We start from the raw sequence: 12,743 nt of genomic DNA on the forward strand, positions 1-12,743 counted from the left end.
GACAACCTCAGCTTTCTCGGTCGGGGCCGAATGGACAACCTCCTGAAGGCTCACAGCTAGGTTGGCGATTTTCCTGGCCTTGATCGCCTCGACGCCACTGGTTGATATCTCGACGGCGCCAAGGGTCTTTCCGAACCTTTCTTGTTCAGCTTGTCCAACACGGCGCCTTCGCCAGCCCCGATGTCGAGTATACTCTCGAAGGACTGGCCTTGTGCAATCGCCTCGATGTGCCCGACCGATTGGTTGGATGCAATCTCACGTTTTACGGCTATCTTCCCGTCGGTGTAGTAGTCGTTGTAGACGGCAATAATGCTACCGGCGTTGGCCATTGGGTCATCCCTTCAGATGACCCCCCCGCTTTCATCGAACGTGCCATAGCCCAAGAATACCGTCCAGAGCAGTTCGGCTAAACGCTCACCAGCGGCGCGATGTTCGCCGCCCACTCGGCCTCGCCGACATCGTTCGGATGGATGCCGTCGCCGATCGACGCCGTGCTGTTGGTGGTCAGCGTCAGCCCGTCGATCAGGATGTTGTTGGCGTCGGCCAGTTCTGTCAGAGCATCGGACGTGGCCTGGCGGTAATCCGCGATCTTCAACGTCAGCGCATCATTAGCGGTCGAGATCCAGTTTGACGTCACTGCGTACAGCTTGGTCGTAGGCTTCACCGCACGGAAGTTGTCGATCAGCGCCTTGTAGGCGTTCTTGAAGGACAGGAGTGCCGTCTGTGCCGTCCGATTGTTGTAGTCGAACATGACGAAGGCAACATTCGGATCGGCATTGCCGAGATCGGTTCCCCACGCCGAAGTGACACTGGAGGAACCATAGCCGAGATTGATATGCTCCCAGCCCTTCGCGCGGCAGAGGATTTCCGTCCAATGCTTGTCGATGCTGGTCGCATTGAAGCCCTGGAAGCGGCTGTCGCCGAGAAAGACCGCACGCGGCAAAGTCGAACGCGGTGTCGGCAAGGTGATAGGCGCGCCGTAGGTCGTGATGCCAAGATGCGCGATCGATGCCGAGTACGGCATGACGATCTCGATCAGGCGATCAGCATTCGACGAAAAATCCAACCTGACGAAGAACTTTCCGAGCGCCTGCGGCGAGGTGAAATAGGTGTTGTGTACGCCATTGACGAGGATCTGACCTTTGGCGTTGTAGCTGCCGCCGACGAGATTGAGATTCTGAAAATGCAGCACCACCGAAGTAGCACGGGTTTTAAAGCGTCGACGCCAGCCGGGATTGGCGTATTGGTAGCCAGAGAAGATAACCGGTCGAACACCGCTGACCTGAGACGTTGTTGCGGCGAGAGTCGCAGCGTAATCGCTGTCTTCGATCTTGCTGTCATTGGGCACGATATTAATGAGAGGCTCGACTCCGAGCGGGCCGAAGTTCGACATCGCCGTCAGCTCTGTTCCGTCCTGCGTTCTTAGTCTGAGGGTGAGCCTGGAGATTGTACCGCCGAACGACGTTGTGCCGCTAATGCCGCTGCCGATGCGCAGCCTGGTGAGCCCCGAAGGCACGGTCAGAGCGTTGTCTTGCGCGCCCACCGAGCCGTCGAGCGCCGCCTGCGCGTAGTTCGGACCCCACGAAGCCGCCAGCCGCGTCGTCTTGTCCACAACCGTGATGCCAGGAAGAACGTTCGCCACGACAGCATTCGCCGCCCTTATGGTGAACTGGCCGCCACCAAGAGACGACATATTGCACGAAATTTGATTAGCCGCGGTAGCATCATCGATCTGGGCCATAGTGCGGGAAACGTTGTCCGACGCCTGCGTACGGCCCTCTACAACCAGAGCGCCGAGCGCCACGTCGAACGGAATGGTCGATAGATCGATGCTGTTCAGGTCGACGCCCCTGGAGAAGAACGCCGTCGTCGTGACCATAGGGCTAGTTTTGTAGTTGCCATTCTCGTTCTGGACGAGGTCGATGGCGAAGCTGTCGCCGCTGGTGGCGATCTTGAAGCCGACATTCGGGTTGGCCAGCGTCTGAGACAGAATGCTCATACGGTTCCAGTAGGCATCTGGAGGCGTCACATCGGTCCATGTGGCGCCGCCATCCATCGTCATGGAGATCGCGCCAGCTCCCGAGAGGCGCCTGATGTAGGCAGTCTGGAAGTAGGCAGCCGACGCGATAACGATGGGCTGCAGCACGGTCGCATCGTCTGCGGTCGCCGTGATCGAGGAGGCCGAAGCGACGATGCCGTCCAGGCCGACCTGGTCGAGCGCCGCCGTCATGTTTGACTTAGTCCATGCGGCATTCGTGAGGTCGCGATTCCACAGCACGCGATTGACGCGCGCCGGCTCGCACAGAAGACCGCGAGGCGCAAGCGACTTGTAGTCATAGGTAAAGCGAGGGGTATTCACGCCAGCCTGTCTGAGTAGTCCCAGCCTGTCGAAATACCAGGCCGCCGTCGAGCGACTTGACGTTAGCAGGGGCAACAAGCTGCCAACGTAGCGCTTGGCCGGCGAAGCAGCGTCCTTGATCAGGATGGCAGGGAGTAGCACATCGAAAGCAATCGCCACGCCGCTGTCATCGTATTGCAGGGCTTCGGCCAGGAGGGCTAAAGTCTCTGCATCGGCAAGCGCCGCCCTGCCCCCCGTATCCGTCGCAACCGGTCCAGCCGTAACGTTGTAAAGGCCAAGGACACCGGTTGAAACCTCTGTCCAGAAATATTCACCGACATCAACATTCCTGCCGAGCACGACTGCAGCGGCCGCACCGGCCAGCCCCGCCGACGCCGCGAAGCTGAAGCTCGGCGCCACGGTATAGGAGCCGGGCGCCGTGATCAGGATCTGGGTCAACACGCCGCCGGCGACGACGAACCGCCCGGCCGCACCCGAACCGGCGCCGCCGGTAAACGCCAAATCGAAGGTGCCGTTGGTGCCACCGGAGCCCGCCGTGATCGCGCCGCTACCGACGATGCCAAGGCCGATCGCCGCCGCGATCGTCGGAAAGATGCCCTTGCCATATAGAGACGCGTCGCGCGCGGCCTGGGCGCTGGCAAGGGTAGCGGCCGTGGCGACGACATTGGCGGCTGTCGCAACCACGGCGGCAGCCGTCTCAAGGCGGTCGGCGGCGGTCAGGCCGGCATTCGCGGCGGCTGCCATGGCGCTGCCGGCGGCCGCATCGGCGGCCGTAACTGTTGCATCCTTCAGCGCTCCGACCTGGTCGACCACCTCCGAGATATCGGGCGGCACGAGCGGGGCAATGGTGATGGCATCGCTGCCCAACGCCGGCTCATCGGCCGTAAATTCAAACACCCGGTCGGCATTGACAGTCCCGACCTGCGTGTGAACCGTCGTCCCCTTTTGCAAGGTGCGGGCGGTGCGGGCGTCGGCGGCGCGGAACCATTCGCCTTCGCTCACGGTGTAGATGCCGTTCTGTCTCTGGTCGGCCTGGTCCTTGACCAGCACCCGGTCGCCAACCTCGCACGGCACGCCGTCGATGGCCTGCAGGCTACGAAGGATGATGTTGGCCGTGGTCGCCAGACGCACGGGTTCGCGTTCGCCGGTCAACAGTCGAACGGCGGCAGTTGCAGGTCGGGCCATCAGGCTTGCTCCATGAAAAAAGCCCCGCGAAGCGAGGCTTGAAGGGTGTCAACGCGCGCCCGCAGGACGGGCGGTCCATGACGTATCTGGGGTTTGGGAAAGATCCGCCCCTTAGGCGCGGAAGAGACGCGGCTGGTTCAGCCGGGGGCTTGTCCTGAGAGAAAAGGGGCGCTCCAAAAAACGCTACGTACCTATGGCAATCCGCCAACGCGCCGTCTCTTTGTCCAGCTTGCGATTGTCAGCCCGAACGCCATGCCGGCGCAGTCGGCAACCAAGTCCAACGCATCCATATCGCGTCCTACCAGTTGCACGCCCTGAAGAACCTCGATCGCCGCGCCGGTAAAAGCGAGAAGAACAATCAGCCTTATCTTGCGTTCCGGCCAGCCGAGGCTTCCCAGGGCCGCCAACACGGCGAAGGCTGCGGCGTGGTTGAGCTTGTCCTGATGGACGGTCCAGCCGATATCCGGCGAGAGCTGTACCGGCAGAAAAGCGAGCAGGAGAACGGCGGCCAAGGTGACCAGAAAAACGATCCTTGCCACCACCGGATAAGAGTCTAAACGCAACAAGATAGGGTCAATCCTTCATCTGAAAAGTCTGGCTAGCATGGCCCGGCAGGCACCACCGCTTGCGCGACAATTTGGAGGCTGCGGCACGCCATAGGCTACCATCATGACCATAATCAGACCACCGGCCGATGACAGCGCGATAGAGCGCGGCGGCCCCGCATGATTGGCAGCGCCTGTTGGCAAAACGCCGTTACATCACTCTCGAAGTTCCGAGAGTACCTTTTCATCAAGGAACTTGAGACGTCCACCCAACATTTCGGCGTTGGCGGGATTGGCCGGGACATTGACAGGGATCAGCTTCGCGACTGACTTCCCCTGCCGCGCGGCTTCAACCCATTCTTCCATGGCACCGATATATCCGTCCAACGCGTCATACGGAGCCTTGAGGTCGTCGCCAGGCATATATGTCGGAGGTACGTCACCCACGATTACCCATATCCATTGGGGCACATCTGGTCTGCCGGGTGAAATCTCGAAGAGAAAAATGTATATTATCCCCTCGGCACCATATCCGAGATATTCGCCTTTGATGGCCTTTCCCCAGTCATAGAACTGAAGATATTCACGGGCTTCGAGAAGGGCTGAGTCAAGGTTATCGTCTGCGTCCGGATCGCCGGCCGCAAGCGGCAAACGACTGACTTTACTGAGGTCCGGGGTGGCTGTGTTTATGTTATTCTCCACGGTCTGTCCCCGACCGTCTATCAACCAAAACGAACCGTCGCGTTGCGACAGGTTCCCACAAAGGGTGCAGATTACTGCCCAGCGGAAACCCTGTTTTTAGATAAGGTTCCGGATGTTGACAGGCGTTCCCGGCGGCAAGCCTTTGACCTTAGCTATAAGCTGGCCCATGAGGTGCCAATAGACTTCCAGGTCCGACAGTTCCATATTCTCGATCGCGTCCTCTCCGCTGAGAAACAGCGGTCTTTTGTATCCTATGCATTGCGCATAGGCTGGCTCCGCCCCGCCGGCCTCACGCCAGTCTGCGTAGATGTTGGCGGCTAATGCCGCATCTGCGTTTTGTATGACCTGAACTTCGTGGAAGGTTTGGATATTGGCCGGTATCTTAAGAGCCTTGCCTGTGCCCGGCTCAAACATGAGAACACCAGGCTCCCCCTGTTCCAGCCTCTGTTTATCAACTGCAAACGCCGAGCCCTGCCAATCGTAGCCAAAGCAAGTGATCCGCTCGCTAAACTCAGGGAAACCCAGGGAGACCCGTGCGTTCCAAGCTGCCATATCTTGTGCCCGGATTATCCGATACAACCCTTGCTTGAACGAAGCGCCGCCAAAACTCGCAAAAAGCTCGTTCAGCCCTGCAACTCTAGTATCCTGGGAAACATCGTCTCCGTCCGAGGGTAGTCTGGCATCCACAGCAAAATTTTGTCGGAATATCTCGAACACTAGCGATCTCCAATTGTGACTCTATTGATTTTAGTTCCAAGAGGTAAGTCTTTGATTTGATGCCATATCTGTGGACCCAGGCTGCGGTTAACGCTCGAATCCAATACGGCCAAATTAGATACGGTGTGAGAGCCTCCTAATTGCAGATCAATTCCGTGATCCACATCACTGCCAGCGGGAATCTCATTGCCAGCTTCTTCAAACATTTTGCGGGCCGATTTGGACCCGCGAACCGACGTGCTAACCACGGTTTCAGAATCGGTAAGCAACTGGACTTTCAAGTCTGCTGCAGCGCGTTGCGCAGCGTCCCATTCAGGCATGTAGTATAGATGCAAGTCATGGCCAACAGAGATTTCGCTTGCCGCCCGTCCGGTGGCCCCGCCCTCCACCGCAAACGGCTCCGGAACTGCCTCGGAAACCGGAGGAACCGAACCATCCGGGCTTACGGCAGCATCCGCATCTCCGGGGGAAGCACCTGGCTCGGCAGGAACGAGACGACGTGCGAATCTTCGCGCCAACTGACTGTAGATGACGCTGAGCCCCTCCCCAAAAATGTTGCCGCCAGCGCCCCACAGGGCACCGGAAACTGCTTCGCTACCGATGTCCTCATTACGGCCGTTTGCCTCCACCGCGCCGTACGCAGCACCCTCGACACTCACAAGGCCGGTTCGCGCGAGAACGCCGGACAAGCCTTCCATGGCAGCTGTGCCTAACCTGCCATTAAGGGTGATACCTGCACTCCCAAGGCCACGGCCGGTCAGATAGGCGCCAAGTATCTCTGCAGCTGTACCCGCAGACCCAGCCCGATCCCGTGCATCTTGTGTTCCGGCGCGCTCAGCCGCGAGTTCTTCCTCGTAGCTGCTTCCCGAGATCAGCGAATTCATAAGGGCGGCGAATTTGTCCGCGTAGCCTAGTGTTGCCCCATCGGCCATCAGGCGTACGGTGTCGTTGAGAGCAACGAGCGGCTTCAGGTACATCGGCAGAGCATCGAACGCTGCCAGATTTCGATTCACGCGCTCCTCTGCCGACACCGGAGCTGCGTTGTTTGCGATGCTTAGGGCTATCCGAGACTGGTTGGAGTCGGCCAGTTGCAGCGCCATCGCTGCCTGAACACCTGGCTCTGACGTGCCAGCAAACAGATCGCGCAGGGTTGCATCCCGGTCTCGTTGCGACACGTTCTCATCATTGAGCGTATCGACGAGGTCCTCGACAACGGACGGCGGTAGCGGCTGGATGCTCTTGATGCCGAGCTGCTGCTGCACGGCGACAGAGCGGGCGATCGCCTTCTGCCAAGCGTCCGGATCGTAACTGTCGGGCTTCGACACTTCGTTCCATGCGGCGTCCAGGCTGGCGTCGACTTTGCGAGCAAAGTCGGCAGGGGCACTAGCTCGGGCGCGCAGAACCCGCTTGGCGGCAGAGGCGGTTATCTCAAACCGCGCCTGATCCTGTTCCGGCGTTGCACTGCCTGGCTTGGGTTTGGCCGCCGCCACCTTCGCCTCAATGGCATCGTTCGGCATTCTAACCATGCCGAACGCCTGGCGGCCGGCATCGAACGCCCTGTCGAGACCCTGAACCTGTTTGCTGCCCTCCTCGGCGCCGTAGACGGCGGTGAAGTCTTCGGGACCTGGAATTTCTCTTGAATAATTGCCGGTATACATGAGGGCGGCCGGCGCATTCTGGTAAGCGAGGTAGATGTTGGTACGCGCATCGATGAGTTGCGCCGTCATCGCCACCTGCGCCTTCTGGCCGAGATCCTGCACGGCGTCCGGCGACAGGTCGGCGATCCAGGGAGCCGCCGCCCACACGGCCTTCCCGTCGGGCTGCGCGGAATTTCTGCGAACCGGTCTTTCGTCAGGCGGGAGGCCACCAGCAAGCGCTTCGCGCGTTGCCGGCACGCCAGATCCACTCGCCCATGGTCCAACCACAGCAACCACAGCCTCGACGGTATCGTCCTTGGTCCTGCCCTCGACCGTCCCCGCACCCAGCATCTCAACCGCGCGTTTCGGATCCTGGGCGATCATCGCCTGGACGAGCGCTTTTGCCGTGTTGCTGCGCCAAGCGGTTTCGGCAGCTTGCCTCGCAAGCGGGTTGCCTATCTTGCCGATAAGGTCGAGCCCGCTCTGCCTGATCGCCTCGAACGTGCCGGTGTCGTTCGGGTCGCTCTGCGCGATCGAGCCGGTGTAGATGTTCTCGACCTTGGTCCATTCGACCTGCTCATACTCATCGCGGCGCGCCTGTTGCTGAGCCGCCATGCGCGCCGAGCCGGTCGCGCGCAGGACTTCCTTCTGCCTGATGAAGTTGGCGCGCTGGCTCTCGGGTATTTTTGGCAGGGTGCTGTCGAAGAGTTTGTCGAACAGGCCTGATTTGATCACCTGGCCGGTGCGCGGATCGACCTGGCCGTACATCGCATCATGCAGGCCGCTGCCGTCGGCCGGCGCATTCTGCACCGCATCATTTTCGGTCTGCGCGATCTGCCCGTCGAACTGCCGGCGCACGATCTCGGCGTCGAACGCTTCCTGCTGCTCTTTTTGTCGCCGATAGCGCTCGGCGACGGCCGTAAGCTCGTCGCCAAAGCCTTGCATGGCGGCGCCAACCGGCGAGCCCTGCGGATAGGAAACCACGCTGCCGATATCGAGCCGGCGCTGGGCGAGCTGGAGAGGGATGGTCGCCATTTATCGCATCCCCGCCCAAGGATCGCTGAGCGCCGACCCGCCGAACTTGATGGCCTTGGTCGGGTCGTAGATGCCGGAAAGACCCGACACGAGATTGCCGCCGGCCTTGAAGATGCCAGCCGTCATCGCCTGCTTGCCGGAAAAGCGCGAGATCGCGGCCTGGGTGGTGAGACTGTTCTGGCGCAGCTGCGAGCCGTACTGGATCGCCTTGATGTCGAGCTGACCCTGCCTTGCATTGGCGGCCAGCACTTCGGCCGGCGAGCCTGCTATGCCGACGCCCGACGCGCCGGCCTGGGCGCGCGCCTGCGACAGCAAGAGGTCCTGCTTGTGGCGCTCCTGGCCTTGTTCGAAGGCCGCGGCTTGCGCGTCGGCCCGCGCCTGCTGCTCATAGGCCTTGGCCTGATAGTCGGCCATCTGCCTCGACTGCTGGCCTTCGACCAGTGCGCCGCCGACCGAAAGAGCTGTGCCGATAAGGGCAAGTGTGCACATGGTCAGCCTCGTTCGCTGGCGACGGGAATGAATTTGCTCTTGACGCCGTTGACCGGCGCGCCGAGCGCCGGGCGCGGATCGAGCACGCCGCCGGGGCTGAGGAAGGACAGCAAGAGCTTGTCGGCCTGGATCGCCGGCCGGCTGAGACGGGCGGGCACCGCCGCGCGCGGCGCGGCCATGGCGGCGCGGCGGGTGGTGGTCAGATTGATCTTGAGGTCGGCAATGCCGGCGGCGTCGAACAGGCCGTTGGCGGTGGTAATGGCGCGGTTCAAGGCATCGGCCTCGAACAGTTCCTGGCGCAACTGCTCGATCAGCCGGTGGACGATGCGCCAGCGCTCGCCGAGGGAAGCGGCCTTGGACTTGATCTCGTCGCCAAGGGCGACGATGTCGGCCCGCGCTTCGCTTTGCGCAGCGGCGGCGCGGCGCTTGCCCCCGGCCTCGATGGTTTTCTCGATCAGCGCGATTGCCGCGTTGGTCCTGGCGAGCGCGGCACGCACCTCGGCCAGGTCGCCGTCGCCAAAGATCGCGCGATCCTCGGCCTGTTCCAGGTCCTGTTTGCGGGCGATCGCGTCATTGAGATCGGTCTCCAGCAAGGCGATGACGGCAGCAAAATCGGCAGCCGTCCGCGCCCTGCCGAGATCTTCGGCAAGGGGGATTGTGGTCACGGGAGGTTTCCTTTTTTGAGGAGAATGAGGAGCGGTCCGCGCAGCTGCCGATCTCCCCCCTCGTGGGGGAGATGCCCGGCAGGGCAGAGGGGGGCGTGAAGGATCGCTGGGCGAGGGTCTTACCTGCGAACCGCCGAAAACTGGCCTAGGAAAGGGACGCAATTGATTGAAGGTCGGCGGGACAGCGCCCCCCTCTGTCCTGCCGGGCATCTCCCCCACAAGCGGGGAGATTGGCCGTCATCAAAGGCTTCAGCTAAGGCTCGGCATCGAACACCGGCGTGAACGCCCGTATCGTGCAGGGCGTCGGGTTGACGTGGCGGATTTTCACCCTGCCCTGCCCTTCCCAGCTGTCGTCGATCGGCACCTCGACATTGCCGGTGAAGAGATCGGCCCGGCCGTCGGGTGGGACGATGCTTGGCATGCGCACCTTCTCCCAGCGGCCGCGCAGCAAGGACTGCACTTCGAGCCCCGTTGTGTCGGTCTCGAGCAGCGACATCATCACCTTGGCGACCTTCTTGCGGCGGCCGACGATCGAACCGTCACGGCCACCGACATCGAGCTCCAGCGTATTGGCCTCGCAGTGGTAGCCGAGTCCGACCTGCCATTTCGCTGCCGTTGCGCCGCCGGGCAGCGTCACCTGGCCGGAGGCCACGGGCAGATCGTGATAGACCGTGCCGTCGGCCAGCACGTCGACGCTTTCGCCGTCGAGATGATCGAGCCCGGAGACGATATTGACGGCGGCACCCGAATAGGCCAGGCCGCAATCGACCTGGAAGGCGTCGTCCAGCGCGCCATATTCGAACGGCGCCGTCATGATCTCGATGGTGCGCTTCGTCACGCCGCCGATGGTCCGCTTGACGAACAGCCAGACGTCGTCGGCGCCGTTCTGGCCGGGCGTCACCACGGCGCTTTCGATGATCGGCCAATTTGAGTCAGCCGAACCGGCGAAGCTGCCACCGAGGCGGTGGCGGTGCATGCCGCGCACATCCTGCGACGGCTGGTGCGTATAGCCGCCGAGCTCGCCATTTTCGAGCGGGAACCACAGCACCGGATCGGGGTCGGTCTGGAACGCCAGCTCGACGACGCCTTGCTTGGGGATGTGCTCGGAAATCTGGCCGATATCGTCGGAGGTGAATTTGCTGGCAGAGGTCTGCACCAGCTCGGCGATCGACTTGCGGCTGCGGGTGACATAGAGGAACGACTGTCCGGCATCGACCGGGCGGATGCGGGCGCAGCCGAAGGTGCGCGAATTGCGGTTCTTGAACGACGACGGCGTCAGCGCCTCGTCGATGCCGGAGCCCGATAGCGCCCCGATGCCGCCTGAGGTGCCGATCAAAAGCGCGCCTTCGGAATCGGCGATCCAGACGATGTCGTTGGCCTGCCCGCCGCCGGCCTGGACGAATTCCAGCGCGTCGTCGTCCTTCTCGCCCAGCGCAAAATTGTCGAAGTCGCCGGTCGCCGACGCATAGACCGAGAACTTCCGGCTGAACGCCAGGCGCTCTTCGTAGAGCGAACCGCTTTCGACATACTTGCCGGGAACGAATGTGCCCAGCCGCCAGCGGGTGATCGGGCTCAGATTCGGCAGAGCGTGGCCGTAAAGGATGATCTTGACGACCGTCGTGCTGGTGCGGCTGGTGATCTTCGCCCAACGCCAGTGTCCGTCCGAACCCAGGAGCCGGATGGCGCGACCGACATCCGTAGTCTGGAACCCGGTGCCGTCGTTGATGCCGTCGATCGACGAGGCGGTCAAATCGAACGGCGTCTGGTCCGATGCGGCGACATGGAAAGCCAGTTCGGCAGCCACCGATTCCACGGCATCGCCGCCACCGCCGCCGGTGAAGATCAACTGGTGATATTCGAAGGCGGCCTTGTTGAAGAATTCATAGAAGCGGGTTTCCGAATTGCCCCAGCCGCTTTCCCCGGTCCTGCTGTCGAGCGTCACCCAGTTGGTGCCGTCGTTGGATCCCTGCACTTCCCAAGCGGTGAAATAATCGGCATCGCCGGTAACGTCATTGCCTGCGGTCAGCCAGTAGGCGTCGATGACACGTCGCGCGCCGCCAGCATTTCTGAAGCGAATGTAGCCGGTCGAGCCACCGGCGAGAGTGATGGCCTGCACTTTGTCGCGGTCGAACATCTGGTAGGCGCTGGCGGTACCGCTTGCGGTCGATGCCGTTCCGCTCGGTGCCGTGTTGCCGGTCATGTTGGGCGTCAGATGGCCGGTATTGGAAGGCGTCAGCGTTGTTGCGGTGTCGTTGATGTCGTCATACGGCCCGTCTTCGAACTCGTAGTCCTCCAGTGTCCATATCGTGTGCGCTGTCCTGGTCAGTACCTTGAGCGGATAGTCCTTGTGGCTGATCCACATCTGGTCGGCCGACTGGACATAGGCGAGATCGAAGAGGTCGGCTTCCACATAGGGCGAGGCGATCTCGACCGTGCCGACGCGGGCGCCATAGGCGTAGACGCGGATATATTGATCGCCGAATTCCAGGCAGTAGGCCTGCTCGGAGGAGAAGATGAAAGGAATGCCGCGCGTTGTCTTGGCCGCGTTCTTCACCTCGCCGACGAAGATGGTGCCGCCGCGCTTCCTGATGCCGCCATGCGGCAGCGTGACGAAGTTCTCGCATTTGGAAAGCGCCGCCCGATAGAGATCGAGCGAGGCGCGCGCATGCAGGCGTGGCGAGATCTCGCCACGGGTGAAGACGTCCTGGACCGGATAGAGCGTCGTCATCAGCGCACAAACCGGTTGTCGCCGCGCTGGATCGACCAGGACGACGTCGAGAGCCGACCGCCGCGCTGGATGGCGTTGGCGCCGAACGCCGCGTCCAGCGCCCGGTCATAGGCACTGCGGGCGATGTCGATCATGCCCGCCTTGTGGGTCAGCGGATGCGCGATCTTGATGGCCAAGGCGGCGACCAGCACCTCCGTGAACAGCGCGTCCCAATCGTTGGGGTCGGTGAGGTTGGCGATGTAGCGGATCAGGCGCGGCCCGGGCTGGTCGCAATAGATCAGCCCGGCCTCCTGCCGCCAGGAGATCGGAACGCCGTCCGGCTCGCCATTATGGGTCAGCGGCAACGGCCGCAGGCAGTCCACGGGCAATTCATAGGCAAAGTTCAGCGTGCCCGCGCCGCTGCCGGTGTCGGCACCGGCGACGAAGGCCGCCAGGATGGCGAACACCCAGGCGTGTTTCGTCAGCTCCGCCTCGCGCGTCAGGTCGAAATGGAGGTTGAGCAAACGCGCGGCTTTCACATCCTGGTCAAGGCTGTCGATCGGCGCCTCGTCGAGGACGCCAAGCGCCATATTGGCGATGTCGAGCGGGGTGATGGCCATGGCTCAGGCCTCCGTCAGCGGGAGTCGGGGAAAACGGGACATGGTGCCTCCACGGCAAAAAGCCGCTGTAAGGCGGCTGGGG

The 12,743-nt window shown here is 62.0% G+C and carries 10 protein-coding genes; all 10 read right to left on the reverse strand.

What is annotated here, in order from left to right; translation table 11 throughout:
• Window positions 1-56 precede the first annotated feature (56 nt).
• The 10 genes from E5X88_RS01870 to E5X88_RS01915 all read right to left on the reverse strand — a co-directional run bounded on the left by E5X88_RS01870 (window position 57) and on the right by E5X88_RS01915 (window position 12,661).
• A complete protein-coding gene (locus E5X88_RS01870) occupies window positions 57-329 on the reverse strand; it encodes a hypothetical protein (RefSeq protein ID WP_292157666.1) in 273 nt (90 codons plus the stop codon).
• A gap of 77 nt (window positions 330-406) precedes the next feature.
• Window positions 407-3,544, reverse strand: coding sequence for an SGNH/GDSL hydrolase family protein (locus tag E5X88_RS01875; protein WP_292157668.1), 3,138 nt, complete (start codon window positions 3,542-3,544; stop codon window positions 407-409).
• A 191-nt stretch (window positions 3,545-3,735) separates the two neighbouring features.
• Window positions 3,736-4,056, reverse strand: coding sequence for a hypothetical protein (locus E5X88_RS01880; RefSeq protein ID WP_292157670.1), 321 nt, complete (start codon window positions 4,054-4,056; stop codon window positions 3,736-3,738).
• A 249-nt stretch (window positions 4,057-4,305) separates the two neighbouring features.
• Window positions 4,306-4,791: a hypothetical protein gene (locus E5X88_RS01885; protein WP_292157696.1), complete on the reverse strand. Its 486-nt coding sequence runs from the start codon at window positions 4,789-4,791 to the stop codon at window positions 4,306-4,308.
• Between the two features lie 96 nt (window positions 4,792-4,887).
• The gene (locus tag E5X88_RS01890) at window positions 4,888-5,508 is read right to left on the reverse strand and encodes a T6SS immunity protein Tdi1 domain-containing protein (RefSeq protein ID WP_292157698.1); all 621 of its coding nucleotides are present in this window, start codon (window positions 5,506-5,508) and stop codon (window positions 4,888-4,890) included.
• Window positions 5,508-8,180 carry a hypothetical protein gene (locus E5X88_RS01895; RefSeq protein ID WP_292157701.1) on the reverse strand — a complete coding sequence of 891 codons (2,673 nt, stop codon included), beginning with the start codon at window positions 8,178-8,180 and terminating at the stop codon, window positions 5,508-5,510. Before E5X88_RS01895 ends, E5X88_RS01890 begins: the two co-directional genes overlap by 1 nt.
• Window positions 8,181-8,669 carry a hypothetical protein gene (locus E5X88_RS01900; RefSeq protein WP_292157704.1) on the reverse strand — a complete coding sequence of 163 codons (489 nt, stop codon included), beginning with the start codon at window positions 8,667-8,669 and terminating at the stop codon, window positions 8,181-8,183.
• 2 nt (window positions 8,670-8,671) lie between these two features.
• Window positions 8,672-9,334 carry a hypothetical protein gene (locus E5X88_RS01905; protein ID WP_292157706.1) on the reverse strand — a complete coding sequence of 221 codons (663 nt, stop codon included), beginning with the start codon at window positions 9,332-9,334 and terminating at the stop codon, window positions 8,672-8,674.
• A 253-nt stretch (window positions 9,335-9,587) separates the two neighbouring features.
• Entirely contained in the window at window positions 9,588-12,062 is a 2,475-nt protein-coding gene (locus tag E5X88_RS01910) for a hypothetical protein (RefSeq protein ID WP_292157708.1), read from the reverse strand.
• Entirely contained in the window at window positions 12,062-12,661 is a 600-nt protein-coding gene (locus E5X88_RS01915; protein ID WP_292157711.1) for a hypothetical protein, read from the reverse strand. Before E5X88_RS01915 ends, E5X88_RS01910 begins: the two co-directional genes overlap by 1 nt.
• Between the last annotated feature and the right edge of the window lie 82 nt (window positions 12,662-12,743).

The organism is Mesorhizobium sp. (assembly GCF_004962245.1).
Classification (GTDB): Bacteria; Pseudomonadota; Alphaproteobacteria; order Rhizobiales; family Rhizobiaceae; genus Mesorhizobium.

Excerpts from the sequence above, each read along its gene's own strand:
- E5X88_RS01870 (WP_292157666.1), bottom strand. The coding sequence starts at position 329 with ATGGCCAACGCCGGTAGCATTATTGCCGTCTACAACGACTACTACACC.
- E5X88_RS01915 (WP_292157711.1), bottom strand. The coding sequence starts at position 12,661 with ATGGCCATCACCCCGCTCGACATCGCCAATATGGCGCTTGGCGTCCTC.
- E5X88_RS01875 (WP_292157668.1), bottom strand. The coding sequence starts at position 3,544 with ATGGCCCGACCTGCAACTGCCGCCGTTCGACTGTTGACCGGCGAACGC.
- E5X88_RS01895 (WP_292157701.1), bottom strand. The coding sequence starts at position 8,180 with ATGGCGACCATCCCTCTCCAGCTCGCCCAGCGCCGGCTCGATATCGGC.
- E5X88_RS01900 (WP_292157704.1), bottom strand. The coding sequence starts at position 8,669 with ATGTGCACACTTGCCCTTATCGGCACAGCTCTTTCGGTCGGCGGCGCA.
- E5X88_RS01910 (WP_292157708.1), bottom strand. The coding sequence starts at position 12,062 with ATGACGACGCTCTATCCGGTCCAGGACGTCTTCACCCGTGGCGAGATC.